The 13,919-nt window shown below is 45.1% G+C and carries 11 protein-coding genes; 4 read left to right on the plus strand and 7 right to left on the minus strand.

Annotated features, from left to right (window positions below; genetic code table 11):
• Positions 1 to 10 precede the first annotated feature (10 nt).
• Both treC and treP read right to left on the minus strand, forming a co-directional pair.
• Positions 11 to 1,684 (minus strand): alpha,alpha-phosphotrehalase, encoded by a 1,674-nt coding sequence (treC, locus tag SFC66_RS15180; protein WP_411219572.1) that lies wholly within the window; start codon positions 1,682 to 1,684, stop codon positions 11 to 13.
• Between the two features lie 18 nt (positions 1,685 to 1,702).
• Entirely contained in the window at positions 1,703 to 3,109 is a 1,407-nt protein-coding gene (treP, locus tag SFC66_RS15185; RefSeq protein WP_411219573.1) for a PTS system trehalose-specific EIIBC component, read from the minus strand.
• 208 nt (positions 3,110 to 3,317) lie between these two features.
• On the opposite strand from treP, the gene coaA reads away from it, so the two are divergent.
• Complete coding sequence (gene coaA, locus SFC66_RS15190) at positions 3,318 to 4,241, plus strand: type I pantothenate kinase (protein WP_411219574.1); 924 nt, start codon at positions 3,318 to 3,320, stop codon at positions 4,239 to 4,241.
• 23 nt (positions 4,242 to 4,264) lie between these two features.
• On the plus strand, positions 4,265 to 5,131 hold the full coding sequence (locus SFC66_RS15195; RefSeq protein ID WP_411219575.1) for a MurR/RpiR family transcriptional regulator: 867 nt from the start codon (positions 4,265 to 4,267) through the stop codon (positions 5,129 to 5,131).
• A gap of 9 nt (positions 5,132 to 5,140) precedes the next feature.
• On the opposite strand, the gene SFC66_RS15200 is transcribed toward SFC66_RS15195, so the two are convergent.
• The 4 genes from SFC66_RS15200 to SFC66_RS15215 are packed head-to-tail and all read right to left on the minus strand — an operon-like array spanning position 5,141 to position 9,712.
• Positions 5,141 to 5,782, minus strand: a complete 642-nt coding sequence (locus tag SFC66_RS15200) for a lysozyme family protein (RefSeq protein ID WP_411219576.1) — start codon at positions 5,780 to 5,782, stop codon at positions 5,141 to 5,143.
• Positions 5,769 to 8,378 carry a YfhO family protein gene (locus tag SFC66_RS15205; protein ID WP_411219577.1) on the minus strand — a complete coding sequence of 870 codons (2,610 nt, stop codon included), beginning with the start codon at positions 8,376 to 8,378 and terminating at the stop codon, positions 5,769 to 5,771. Before SFC66_RS15205 ends, SFC66_RS15200 begins: the two co-directional genes overlap by 14 nt.
• Entirely contained in the window at positions 8,368 to 8,772 is a 405-nt protein-coding gene (locus SFC66_RS15210; protein ID WP_411219578.1) for a GtrA family protein, read from the minus strand. The genes SFC66_RS15205 and SFC66_RS15210 overlap by 11 nt, the downstream gene beginning before the upstream one ends.
• The gene (locus SFC66_RS15215) at positions 8,750 to 9,712 is read right to left on the minus strand and encodes a glycosyltransferase family 2 protein (RefSeq protein WP_411219579.1); all 963 of its coding nucleotides are present in this window, start codon (positions 9,710 to 9,712) and stop codon (positions 8,750 to 8,752) included. Before SFC66_RS15215 ends, SFC66_RS15210 begins: the two co-directional genes overlap by 23 nt.
• 156 nt (positions 9,713 to 9,868) lie before the next feature.
• On the opposite strand from SFC66_RS15215, the gene SFC66_RS15220 reads away from it, so the two are divergent.
• Positions 9,869 to 10,717, plus strand: a complete 849-nt coding sequence (locus SFC66_RS15220) for a Cof-type HAD-IIB family hydrolase (protein WP_411219580.1) — start codon at positions 9,869 to 9,871, stop codon at positions 10,715 to 10,717.
• A gap of 9 nt (positions 10,718 to 10,726) precedes the next feature.
• Here the strand turns inward: SFC66_RS15220 and SFC66_RS15225 are convergent, their stop codons facing one another.
• Positions 10,727 to 11,728, minus strand: a complete 1,002-nt coding sequence (locus SFC66_RS15225; RefSeq protein ID WP_411219581.1) for an NAD(P)/FAD-dependent oxidoreductase — start codon at positions 11,726 to 11,728, stop codon at positions 10,727 to 10,729.
• A 129-nt stretch (positions 11,729 to 11,857) separates the two neighbouring features.
• Between SFC66_RS15225 and SFC66_RS15230 the strand changes: the two genes are divergently transcribed.
• Complete coding sequence (locus SFC66_RS15230) at positions 11,858 to 13,918, plus strand: putative bifunctional diguanylate cyclase/phosphodiesterase (RefSeq protein ID WP_411219582.1); 2,061 nt, start codon at positions 11,858 to 11,860, stop codon at positions 13,916 to 13,918.
• Position 13,919 lies beyond the last annotated feature (1 nt).

Here is a 13,919-nt window from a genome sequence, read left to right on the forward strand (position 1 = left end):
CATCAGGCCTTTACGCTTTGCTATGGTAAATTACCGCTTCATACGGCCGAAGCTTGATCTTTCTGTAATCCGAAGAACTGTCTTTATAATTGGAAAGCAGGATTTCCGCTTTAGCCGCAGATTCTTTTGGATAGGAAAATTCCACTTCGTTCCCAAAGAAATTCGCAACGACCAACAGCTTCTCTCCATTCCACTTTCTTTCATAACAGAAGACATGCTCATCATCCATACATAACGGTTCATAGTTTCCATGGGTAATGATATCATAATCTTTCCGCAATCGAATCAGCTTTTGATAATGGTAGAAAATCGATTCCTTATCTTCCAATGCCTTTTCCACATTGATAGAAGGATAATTCGACGCAGCTGCTATCCATGGTATCCCATCTGTAAAGCCGGCATTTTCCTTACCATTCCATTGCATCGGCGTGCGGGAATTATCCCTGGAACGACCTTGGATGATTTTAAGGACCTGATCTTCCGCCATGCCGGTGTCTTTTAAATTCCGATAAGCATTATGTGTTTCGACATCTTTGTATTGTGCTATATGTGAGAATTTCGGATCGGTCATCCCTATTTCTTCTCCTTGATAAATATAAGGAGTTCCTTGCATCATGTGCAGGACTGTGCCTAGCATCTTCGCCGATACCGTCCTATATTCCCCGTCATCACCGAACCTGCTTACGATGCGAGGCTGATCATGATTACACCAGAAAAGGGCATTCCAGCCGCCGACTTCATGCAGCCCGATTTGCCAGTCTGAAAGAATTTGCTTCAGCTTGATGAATTCCAATTCACCATCTGTCCATTTCTGGCCATCTTCATAATCGACTTTCAGATGGTGGAAGTTGAAAGTCATATCCAGCTCCTTGGCATCCGGTTTCGTATATTGCTGGCAGGCAGCCAGGCTGGTGGAAGACATCTCGCCAACTGTCACCAATCCATTCGGTGTAAAAACCGCTTGATTCATCTCGTGCATATATTCGTGGATTCGCGGTCCATCCGTGTAATACTGCTTTCCATACTGCCCATCCGGAGCATCGTGATCGGACGGGAAACTCTGAACCTTCGATACGAGATTGATGACATCCAGACGAAATCCGTCAAGTCCTTTTTCCGCCCAGAAATTCATCATCTTGAATAGATCCTGTCGAACTTTTTCATTTTCCCAGTTCAAATCTGCCTGTGTCTGATCAAACAAATGCAGATAATACTGATTCGATTGTTCTTCCAATGACCAAGCGCTGCCGCCGAACTTGGATACCCAGTTATTCGGCTCACCGTTCTCCTGCGGATCACGCCAGATATAATAATCACGATATGGACTATCTTTGGACGCACTTGCCTGGGCGAACCATTCATGCTCCGTTGAGGTATGATTGATGACGATATCCATCATCAGCTTCATATCCCGCTCATGCAATCCGCTGATCAAGTTTTCCAAGTCCTCCATCGTGCCATAAGCTGGATCGACCTTATAATAATCGCTGATATCATATCCATTATCCCGCTGCGGCGATTGATAGATTGGCGTGAGCCATATCATGTCGACGCCAACCTCCTTCAGATAATCCAGCTTTTCGATCACTCCCTGCAAATCGCCTTTTCCGGACCCAGTTGTATCATTGAAGCTCTTTGGATAGATCTGATAAACGGTACTTCTCTTCCACCATGGTTCGTGCATAGTTAATTGCCTCCCTGTTTACACATTCTTTTTCCTTTTAGCAACTAGATAGGTTGTGACGAATGGAACTACAATGACGATCATCATCCCGATCGCGAATGCTCCCCAGCTTCCAGGAAGAATGGAGAAAATACCCGGCACCCCGCCGATACCTACCGAACTTGCTTCCACTCCCCTCCAAGCAATGAATGTGCCGGCAATCGCCGAAGCTCCGAGTGCAAGGAAGAACGGGTAACGAAAACGTAAGTTCACACCGAACACCGCAGGTTCCGTCACACCGAGCCAAGCACTGATCCATGACGTAAGCGACAGTCCGCGAAGCTTCTCATCCTTGGTTGCCAGCATGACACCGAGTGTCGCAGAACCTTGGGAGATATTCGACAGCGCCAGAATCGGCCATAGGAATGTGGCACCCGTATTTGCGATCAGCTGTAAATCGAGTGCAAGGAAAGTATGATGCAGACCCGTTACCACCAATGCGCCGTATAATGCCCCGTACAATAAACCGCCAAGCGGAGCGACTGTATCGAATACTGCAACAAATCCGTCCGTAATGGCATTTCCTACGATGAACATGATAGGACCGATTACCACGAAGCTTAAAATGCCAGTCAGTAAAAGTGCTACAGGAGCTACTACAAGCAGCTGGAAGCTGTCTGCAACCTTCTTTCTCAAGAATATTTCAATTTTGGCCAGCACCCATGATGCAAATAGGACCGGCAGGACTTGCCCCTGGTAGCCGATACGCTGGATTTCCAATCCGAATAAATTCCAAACCGGCGCATTTCCTTCCAAAGCAGCGCTGGCATAATCCGTCGGACTCAATAGAGACGGATGAATCAGCGCCAAACCGAGCACCATCCCAAGCAGTGGGCTGCCGCCGAATTTCTTGACCGCAGACCAACCAATCAGCGCTGGAAGGAAGGCAAACGCCGTGTTAGCGATTACATAAATCATATCGGCAATGCCTGCCCATTGCGGATAGACTTCAATGATCGATCCGCTGAAGAAAATGCCTCGGTTATTCAGGATATTATGGATACCTAGCAATAAACCTGCTGTCACGATGGCTGGTAAAATCGGAATGAAAATATCCCCGAGTGTCTTCAATATGCGCTGTAGCGGATTACCTTTGCTGCTCACCGCCTCTTTCACTTCGTCTTTGGTTGATTCCCCGACTCCAACAATTTGAATGAATTCCTTGTATACTTTATCGACTGTTCCTTGTCCGATTACGACTTGATACTGATTGTTTGCTGAAAAAGATCCTTTCACCGCTTCGATATTCTGCAGTGCTTCTTTATCGACTTTCCCTTCATCATCCAATGCCAAGCGCAAACGCGTCACACAATGCGTCGCCGCTTGGACATTTTCCTTACCGCCCAGTGCTGCCAATATCTCTTCTGCCTGCTGCCTTAAATCCACCTTGGCCACCTCACTTATTTTTATATGAAAGCGAATACAAAACAATGATAACTTGTATATACAAGTTATGCAAGCGATTACTATCGTTCTATACCCCAAGATTCCACTCTGGATTATTGAATTTTGTCGTAGTAAAATGGAAAAGTATTTGTAAACGTTTTTACTTGGCACTAATTCTCAAATTCGCAGACAAAAGTTGAGGGTAATCATGCATACATACAAACCTTACTATCATTTTCCCCGGGAAGCGTGGGCTGCTCTTTCGGAAACTAAAACATTGCCCCTGACACAAACGGAGCTGGAAGAAATCCGGGGAATCAATACGCGCATCTCCTTATCCGAAGTGGAGACTGCCTATATGCCGCTGACAAAATTGATTTCCTATTATTTAGAGGCATCTGAAACGCTTCACGCAAAAGCCGGCGCCTTCCTTGGAACAAGTGAAAAGAAAGTTCCCTTCATCATCGGCATCGCCGGCAGTGTTGCCGTCGGTAAAAGTACCATCGCCAGGCTGTTGCAGCTGCTGCTTTCCCGCGTACTGCCGCATAAGAAAACGGAGCTTGTCACAACGGATGGCTTCCTATATCCAAACGCAGTATTGCAGGAAAAACAACTGATGCAACGCAAAGGGTTTCCAGAAAGCTATGATATCAAGGCACTGATTGAATTTATGGGACAAGTGAAGGCGGGGACCACCAATATCAAAGGACCGCAGTACTCCCATCTCACTTATGACGTATTGCCGGAGCAGACAGAACTGGTTTCCAGTCCCGACATCCTGATTGTAGAGGGAGTCAACGTGCTGCAAGTGAAAAAGGAATATCAATTCTTTGTCAGTGACTTCTTCGATTTTTCGATCTACATCGATGCAGATGAAAACAATATTGAAAAGTGGTATAAAGAGCGATTCCTTATGCTTCGCGCAACGGCTTTTCAGGATCCGAAATCCTATTTCCGCCATTATGCAGAAGTGTCCATTGAAGAAGCATTGCAAACAGCGGATACGATATGGGCAGAGATCAATGCGAAGAACCTGCATGAAAACATCCTGCCGACCAAGGGCCGATCGGATCTTATCTTCCGTAAAGGAACGAATCACGAAGTCGAAGACGTATATTTACGTAAACTATAATGTGAAAGGGGTCTTTTTCTGTCATGCCGGATATTTATCACTGTATTTCCAGTCAGCGGGAGCAGATGTCAAAGTCCCAGAAGAAAATTGCCAATTATATCATTGAGCATCCGAATCAAGCACCCTTCCTCAATGTGGAAGGGTTGGCGAATGCTGCGGGTGTGAGTGATGCTACAATCGTTCGCTTTGCTGCTTTCATGGGATATCGCGGTTATCCTGAAATGCAGCTGGCTTTGCAAAATGCCATGCAGGAACAGCTGAGTGCAACAGAACGATTCAAGCATCCTTCCGAGGATATCCAAACCGAAGATCATGACTTGTACGCCATCTTCCTGCGAGACCAAGCAAATATCCAGGAAACGATGGAAGGAATCGATATGCAGGCCTTCCATTCGGCTGCTGACACAGTGATCAATTCCAAGCGAATATTCATCTTGGCGAACCGCAGCGCCATCAGTGTAGCAGATTTATTACATTATCATCTTTCTTTCATTTTCGAGAATGTTGAGATCGTGGAGCCTTCCGACCGCGCAATCGATCAGATTTCAACCATTCGGGAAGAAGATGCATTGATAGCACTGAGTTTTGTCCGTTATTCCAACCATACGCTGCGTTTGTTCCAAATGGCTAAAGATCGCGGTGCCAAAGCGATTGCCATCACCGATGGGTTATCATCCCCTTTGCTTACAGCGGCTGATTATTCCTTTATGGCCTCAAGCATTTCGCCATCGCTGACGCATTCCCTGACTGCTCCCATCAGTCTCATACATGCATTCATCGCTTTGATCGGGAAAGAAAAAGCGGCTGACGTAAAAAAACGCCTCCGCACTATTGAGCAGGCGTGGCGTGATTTTAATGTATTTTCCAATTTCAAACCCCCGACTGCTTAGCAGCGGGGGTCATTTTTTTGCAAAGGCTTCTTCGGCGGCTGGTAAATAACTGTACACAGCTTCCACATAATGAATATCTCCGTAACATGCATCCAATTCTTCTGATTCAGGTCGTATACAGCGATATTCTTCCGGATTTTCAAGATTCGCGTATTGCTTTTGCGCAAATTGAACTGCCAGTTCTTCAGTGAATACACCGCCATTCCCTTTGACGAACCCGATGAACCCGGCACCGAAATTATAAGCCTGGATGGCCACATCTTTTTCTCCATCTGCCTCCTCCAGCATACGAAGAAAATGTTCGACACCGTAAATAACCGACTCATGCGGGTCCTCGATGCAGCCAACTTCGCCGCATTTACTTTCCGAGGCTTGCATAGGATCATTTCCTCTGCCGCCGGACTCTTGCATCATGATGGAAAGAACAAGCGGAGCCAACTCTTGCTGATCCGTTTCAGCCAGTATTTGCTCTACTGTATCCCGATAAGTCAATACGTCCTCCGATAATGCCCTTCCTCCATCCTGTTCACTGTCGTTTTTGTCTACCACAACAGACAGGAAGAAGAGAAGGACGAATAAACCCAAACCGAATAGAATCACTGTACCGAAAGCACCTGAAAGAGATTGCTTTTTCTTTTTACGCTTTTTCACCTTTCTCACCCGCCAAATGACGTTTTCGCAAGTACCATCCCCAGCATAATGACAAGATAATACTTACAATACAAATAATGAGCAGTATATTCCAATAAGGCGGCTTATAAGTGAAGACAATGTGGTTTTCACCATTTTTCAGTTCGACACCCAAGAACGCATAATCAGCTTTCAGGAGTTCCTGCTTCTCTCCATTAATGGATACTTCCCAGCCTTTTTCATATGGGACAGGTATTTTTAAATACTTATCATGCTGCTGATTATCATAATCCACCGTCACTTGATTGCTATCAATCGAAAATGGAATATCCTCAGCTGTTTCTTTTGTTTCTTCGAGCTTTTCGTAGTCCTCATGCTGCAGTGTGAAATCATCGATGGTATAGCTTCCTTCCGGCATCCTTATCCGGATCGTATCGGCAGCCTGCACACGAATCGTCAAGTCATCGACTTTTGTACGATAAATGGACTGCTGCGATTTCCTGTCCGTTTCAAACTCATTGACAGTCAAATCATATAAAGGAGCGCTGGCATCATTATTCTTCAAATGGAAACTTATGAAATAATCACCTGTTCGCGGCAAATCTTCATCAAGCTTCAAATCCAGTCCGCCTTCTTCTGCTTCCACTTGCAGCTGTCCATCCTGATATGAGCCTCCCGCTGCCTCGACATTGACTTGATCCATCAAATTCGGCAACGATTCAGCACGTCCGGTAGATTCCCCATCCTCAAGGATGATTCCCTCCAGCATTGCATGCTCACGTTCAAGCGGCGTATGAGATTCCAAGTCTTTTTCTTGGAATACCTCTGTCCCTACTTTGGCAAATGGCAGCAAATTCTCATTCTGATAAACAATATACTGATCGCTTTCCATATACGGTTTGAAACCATAAGGAGCAGCAATCGGCTCTTGTTTATCGAACATGATATATTTCCCATTCAGCAGACTATACAGATTGGCCCTGTTTCCAAAGCCGGAATAGCGGCTGACACTTTCCCGTTTCATATCGATATTCAAATCATAGTAATAGAAAAACAACAGTTCCCTATTCAGGATGCTCGAATAAATACTGATACCAGGAAAGCCTTGTACCAAATTTGTATTATTCTTATCGTCAGTTTTCCATTCTATCCTGCTGAAATCTTCATCCTTGGCAAGTACATCATGAATCAAATCCTGCTGTTCTGTACTGGCATATTTGTCGCTAGTCAAAAGCTGCAGCGTGGAGTCCTCGACATTGCCTGCTTCCGAAAGCTGTTTTTCCTGATGGACATTGATCAGCGGTATGTACGTTGCAAACACGACCAGCAAACAAAGGCCGAACACCCACGTCTTTCGCTTGAATGTGTAGATAAGGAACGCAGCCAGTACAAAAGCCGCACCGCCCCAGACATACTTTGCCCATTCATCTGCCAGATCGAGCGTTACGTCATGGTGCAGATACAGACTATAAAGCAATACAGTCAAACCTACTGCCAGCAGCAGATGCAGCTTTTTGACTTTGGGCAGCAAAGCGAGTCCTGCTGCAATCGTCCCGGCAACGACGAACATCGATAAATACTCGAAACGATACTGAGGAGCTGAAAATCCATTGAAAACACTCGCTATTCGAGGGCTTCCCTGGAAGAAGATGAATACGAGGCTCAACAGCGCAAACAATCGGAATAACTTGTTTTTGTACAAACCCACAGTACAAATAAGCAAGACAAATAATGTTGGCAAAAGCAGCGTTCTGCTCGTGAACAGGATATTATCTTCATTCCCGTAAAATGGGATCTCATCTTGAAATGCCGGCCGGTAATTATTCAAGAATGCATACACCGACGGGATGAAAGAAATCGAACCGATCCCAAAACCGAGCAGTATAGCTGGTATGAAATAAAGCAGCTGTGACTTGACCGGCAGCTCATCATCCGATAGCTTGATGAACCACCGCAGTATCACATACATACCAATAAACACAAAACTTATGTAAGAGAAGTAGAAGTTATCAAATACGGAAATTGCAATAGCAGCAATGAACCAATAAGGTTTCCGCTCCCGAATGATCTTCTCCACTCCCAGAACGAGCAGCGGCAGCCACAGGAATGCATTGGCGAAAAACTCCCAATACACGACATGCCGGAAATAGATGGCACTGCCGGCATAAAAACTCGCTCCCACGAATGCCGGTAACAGCGGTATCCGCATATACCGGAAAACGCCGACTGTCAGAAGAAGCGCTGCTGATAGCCTGATGATGCTGACCGGCAAAATCGCTTTTGCCCAGGTGATGACATCCGGACTTCCGATCAAGTTGACGATATCCAGCATCTTGATTGCGAGCAAGGAAAGCAGGTAAACGATACTGGTCGAAAAATAATATGCCAGCTGGCTATAAATGCCGCCGCCAAGACCGAAAGAGAACGAATAAAAGAAGTTTCCTTGTGTATATTGCTCATACAAGTGCTGCTTGAATGGAAGCATTTGTGCCATGCCATCATTTGGACCGAGCATGAACCGGCCATTTAAGTATTCAGAGATGAAATATATATGTACTGATATTGCAAATGCAAGTGCTGCCAAAACCAGCAGCACGATTTTCCACTTACGCTTCATGTGTCACATCCTTACGTCCGCTCTTCATGATCTTACTAGTGATGACAAACGTGATCGGCACGGTGAAGAACACCGCTGCAAGTGGCGCCACTGTCACGTTCCATCCAAAGCCCTCGACGAAAAGATAGACAAGGACAGATGATACCGCAATATTAACAACCTGTGTCAGCGGGAACTGGAAAAACTTCCGCCAAGTCGGTTTTACGCCATACGTAAAGTAACTATTCAGGAAAAACGAGAATATCATGCTGAGGATTGTGCCGCTCCAATGCGATACAAGATAATGCAAATCCGCCAGCTGATAGAAAAGTAAATACAACAAGTAATAGCAGACTGTATTGAGTACACCTACAATGATAAAACGTGTGAATTCAAGCTTCCATATTTTTTTCATAATGCTTCCTTGCCTCGATATTTGTATCTTTCACTAAATAATGCGGTCTGCGCTTCGTTTCATTATAAATGCGGCCGATATACTCCCCGATCACACCAAGGCTGACCAGCTGTACGCCGCCAAGGAAAAGGATGGCGGTGATCAAGGTGAAGTAACCCGGTGTGCTGACCCCATGGATCAGCACTTCCACAAATGTATACAATATATAAGCCAGTGACAGGACCAGCGCGATGAAGCCTGCATACAAACAGACTCGCAAAGGTTTGGTATTGAATGACACGATGCCATCTATACCATAATCGAAAAGTTTTCCAAATGACCATTTCGATTCCCCGTTCTGCCGGCTGACATTATCGTAATAGACCGTTTTTTGTTCAAATCCGATCCAGGAGAATAATCCCTTTGAAAATCGATTTCCCTCACTCAGGATCAATAAAGCATCAATGGCCCGGCGGCTGAGCAAACGAAAGTCCCCGACACCATTTTGGATGCGGACATCGATGAATCGATTGATGATCTTGTAGTACATCGTCGAAACCACTTTTCGCAGGAAACTTTCCCCTTTACGGTTCCTGCGTGCGATCACTTGATCGTAGCCCTCTTCAAATCCTGCCAGCAAGTCATGCAGCAAGGAAACCGGGTGCTGCAGATCGGCATCGATGACGACTGCACAATCCCCCTTGGCATGCTGGAATCCAGCCAGTATTGCCGCTTCTTTTCCGAAATTCCTCGTGAATGACAAATAACGCACATTGTAATGCTTATCTGCTAGCTCTTTCAGCTCCAACAGCGTGGTGTCGGAACTCCCATCATCCACATAAATCACTTCATAGTCATAGGATGAGTACTGCAGTTCCTTGGCAAGTTCTTCATAAAAAAGTTTTACATTTTCCGCTTCATTAAACGAAGGCACAATTACGGATAGTAACTTCCCAGCCATTTTTTTCCCTCCATTTAGGTAAAAACCATTTCTCTATGTATTAGTAAGATTGTGAGCGGCTTGACACCTTATTATACTTTACTACCCTCATTTCGTCAGTTTACATCCTATTTACGAAAGGGAATATGCTATAAAAAGAGTAAAGGAGCGAATGAGATGAGCAAATTAGTAGCAATAGACCTTGATGGAACTTTCCTTAATCCACATTACACCATTTCCGCGCTGAATGCAGATGCCGTCAAAAAAGCGCAGCAAGCCGGTGCTGAAATCGTCATTGCAACCGGGAGGGCGAATTTTGACGTACAACGTCTTTTTGAAGATGAACAGCTTTCGACGTGGGTGATAGGAGCCAACGGAGCTGCTACTTATGACCCCGATGGGAAACTTTCCCTTCCTTCGCCGCTTGAAACGATTTACGCCAAAGAGATTGTCACTTGGCTGAATGATGAGAACTATTATTATGAAATTGTCACAGCTAAAGAGATTTTCATTACAAGCAAGGCGAAGCAGGTGCTTCAGGATGAGATGGACATTGTACACCAAGACGGTAGAAGCGAAATGGAAAGGGCCCGAAAGCGTCAACTTGGCCAGGCAAATATAAAAGAGATAGATGATTATATAGAAGTTTTTCAAGCTGGCGATGAAATTTTCAAAATAACAATCGTCAGCTTTGATGAAGAAAGACGGCGTTCAGCAGCCGATACGCTGAGCAAAAAGGGACTGAACTTGTTCTCTTCCGCCGATTTCAACCTGGAGATCGTGAGCGGCAAAGCTTCAAAAGGTATTGCACTAAAAAAACTCGCTAAGCATCTGGATGTTGAAAAAGAAGATATCATCGCAATAGGTGACAGCATGAATGATCTCCCGATGCTAGAAGTGGTGGGAACGAAGGTTGCCATGGGGAATGCGACCGAAGAAGTGAAACAGCATTGTGACTATACAACCGGCACAAATGAACAAGACGGTGTTGCCAGAGTGATCGAAAAGGAAATCTTACAAAAATAGAGGCTGCCGTCAGCCTCTATTTTTTTGGTATTCAATTGTACTATACACTTGTGCACTTGCTGATGGATCCAGATATAGCTTGGCACTATTGACGGCTGTGATGGCTTCTGTAAAACCTGTTGCAATCAGCATATTCTTTTTAGGATACTGCACTGCATCTCCTGCTGCGAAAATGCCTGGAACATTGGTCGCCATCCCGTGGTCTACGAGAACTTTGTTTTTATCTGTCTCAATTCCCCAGCTTATGAATGGCGTTTGAGTAAGATTGACATTTTCATAATAAAGCAGCGCATCTGTTTCATACATCATTTCCATGCCATCCTGGTCTACGAATAATGTATGCAAACCTCGGCTATTGCCCATCAGCTTGGTTACTTTATGATTGTATTTCACTTGTATGGACGTCTTTTCCAATGCCTCGATCACTTGCGGCGGTGTATAAAGAAAATAATCCTGCTGATTGAGCAGTACGACCTCTTTCGCCGTCTTCTCAAGCGCCATCGCCCAATCGATCCCGGTCCTATTCATTGCATACACCGTCACACGCAAGTCCCGGAATTTCTCAGGCGACTTTAAGTGATAATGAAGATTCTTACCTTCATAAAGCGGCGCTTCTGTCAGCCGCAGCGGCTTCATTTGATAAGTCCCCATTCCTGAGGCAAGAATGATGGTCCGTGCCATATACAGCTTACCGGAATTCGTTTCCACTTCGAAAATGTCGTTTTCCCGTTTCCTTATCTGTTCCACAAATTCCCCTGTAACCACTTCCGGTTCTGCCGACTGGCTCTGCTCCAGCAGCCTGCCCACCAACTCTTCACCAGAAACAACAGGATGAGCCCCGACGTCATATATATGCTTCTCTGGATAAAACTGCGCCACTTTGCCGCCAAAATCCGAAGTAGCTTCTATCAACAATGTTGTCATTTTTCGCAGTTTGGTATAAAAAGATGTATAAAGACCTGTGGTTCCGCCTCCTACAATGACAACATCGTATATATAGTTATTTCGCACGAAAATTTCTCCCTTGAAATCCAAGAATTATTTACCATTATTTACTTTATAATGGTTTGCTTTTTCTAATACTGGGTATACAATATCCCTATGACTATTTGACTACATACAGCACCTTGGAGGTTTTACATGCAGGAAGTTACTGGTACATATAATGTCACTTTTGTTGTCGTTTCCATATTCATTGCCATTCTTTCTTCTTATATTGCTTTGGATATGTGTTCCAGGGTCAACCGTACGACAGGGTGGCGGAAATTCTTTTGGTTCATTTCCAGTTCACTCCTGATGGCACTAGGCATTTGGGCAATGCATTTCTTATCCATGCTGGCGTATAAACTGCCGGTGGAAGTCACATATGATCCCGGCATGGTTATCTTATCGATAATCTTTGCTTTTGCCGGCACCTCCATCGCATTTTTTCTTTCTTCCATCAAGATGACCTTCCTCCGCCTTTTGGCAGGTAGCCTTTTCATGGGAGCAGCAATCGTAAGCATGCACTACATAGGTATGATGGCCATGCGTCTGGATGGTATGATGCACCACGGCGGCACGTATTATTATTTATCGATCGTCATTGCCATTATAGCATCTTGCGTAGCACTGCTATTGTTTCAGCACTTTAAAACTTTTACTGGTCAAAGACAGCATCTACTGAAACTCGCAAGTGCCATCACAATGGGAGCCGCTGTTTGCGGCATGCACTACACCGCGATGAAAGCTGCCATTGTTCATGTGAATGCTGGCTCGATCTTACCAGAGCCGGTATTCACACCGAATAATATCAACCTTGCCATCAGCGTGATGCTAGTCATCCTTTTGACTCAGGTACTGGCATTTGTTACGACTTCGACGGATCAAAAGATGGCCGAGCAGGCATCCCGATTACAATATATCGCAAATCATGATGAATTGACGAATATACCGAACCGCCGTTATTTCGAACAGCAGCTCCTCCGTTATTTAGAAGGACGGACAAGTGAAACAGCTGCCCTTTTCTTCATGGATTTGGATCGTTTCAAGGCGGTCAATGACACGCTCGGACATAAATTCGGCGATAAATTGCTGCAGCTCGTCACGTTACGACTATCGCGGATGCTGCCACCAGACAGTGTACTTGCACGTCTTGGTGGGGATGAATTCACCTTGCTGTATCCCAACGCAAGAAGAGAAGATGCCACTTTATTGGCAAGAAACATCATTTCAAGTGTGGAAGAACCATTTTTCATCGAAGGCAGAAAAGTGAATGTCAGCACAAGCATCGGCATTGCTTTGGTACCAGATAACGGAACCACCAGCAAGGAAGTGATGCGTTTTGCCGATATCGCCATGTATTTGGCCAAGGAAAGCGGCCGATCGAATTATAAATTCTTTGCCAATGATAATTTGCATGACAGTCAGCCCGCTTTATTGGAATCGGAATTATGCAGTGCCATTTCGAATGGAGAAATACAAGTGTACTTCCAGCCCAAGATGGCAAGTTCCGGCGACAAGGTTTATGGCGTAGAAGCGCTTTGTCGCTGGATCCATCCCGTCCATGGCATCATTCCTCCAGCTCAATTCATTCCTTTGGCTGAAAAGAACGGCGATATCATCACATTGGATAAGAAGATGATCGAGCTTGTATTTGCAGAAATGAATAAAGAAGCCTTCCATGACCTTCATGTTGCTGTCAATATCAGCACCCAGCAGTTTTATAATAATCGCTTCTTGAGCTTCATTCGCAAGCAGATGGATTTATATCCAGGAGTGGATGTAACGAAATTGGAGATAGAGATAACCGAAGAAACGGCCATTCAAGATGTAGAGGGCGCAGCCTATACGATAGCGGAACTGAAAAAGCTGGGCATACGTATTGCATTGGATGACTTCGGAAAAGGATTCAACAGTCTCAATTACTTAAAACAGCTGCCTGTTGATACGTTGAAGATCGACCGTGCATTTATTGCGAACCTGCCTGAAGATTTCCAAGACCAAGCCATCGTTTCTTCGATAGTGACCTTAGCCAAGAAACTGCAGCTCTCCATCGTGGCTGAGGGTGTGGAGAGCCAGGAACAGCTGGCGTGGGTACAGAACTTGCAATGTGATTATGCGCAAGGCTACATGTTCAGCAAGCCATTGCAAGTTTCTGAATTCCTTACCTATCTCGACACCTTCAATGCAGCCCAAGAAAAGAAGGCGATCCCTCTATAAG

It is taken from the genome of Terribacillus saccharophilus (assembly GCF_046592895.1).
GTDB classification, from domain to species: Bacteria; Bacillota; Bacilli; order Bacillales; family Amphibacillaceae; genus Terribacillus; species Terribacillus saccharophilus_D.

What these genes read in the sequence shown, in the direction of transcription:
- treC (WP_411219572.1), bottom strand. Translation starts at nt 1,684, where the DNA reads ATGCACGAACCATGGTGGAAGAGAAGTACCGTTTATCAGATCTATCCA.
- coaA (WP_411219574.1), top strand. Translation starts at nt 3,318, where the DNA reads ATGCATACATACAAACCTTACTATCATTTTCCCCGGGAAGCGTGGGCT.
- SFC66_RS15195 (WP_411219575.1), top strand. Translation starts at nt 4,265, where the DNA reads ATGCCGGATATTTATCACTGTATTTCCAGTCAGCGGGAGCAGATGTCA.
- SFC66_RS15205 (WP_411219577.1), bottom strand. Translation starts at nt 8,378, where the DNA reads ATGAAGCGTAAGTGGAAAATCGTGCTGCTGGTTTTGGCAGCACTTGCA.
- SFC66_RS15210 (WP_411219578.1), bottom strand. Translation starts at nt 8,772, where the DNA reads ATGAAAAAAATATGGAAGCTTGAATTCACACGTTTTATCATTGTAGGT.
- SFC66_RS15215 (WP_411219579.1), bottom strand. Translation starts at nt 9,712, where the DNA reads ATGGCTGGGAAGTTACTATCCGTAATTGTGCCTTCGTTTAATGAAGCG.
- SFC66_RS15220 (WP_411219580.1), top strand. Translation starts at nt 9,869, where the DNA reads ATGAGCAAATTAGTAGCAATAGACCTTGATGGAACTTTCCTTAATCCA.
- SFC66_RS15230 (WP_411219582.1), top strand. Translation starts at nt 11,858, where the DNA reads ATGCAGGAAGTTACTGGTACATATAATGTCACTTTTGTTGTCGTTTCC.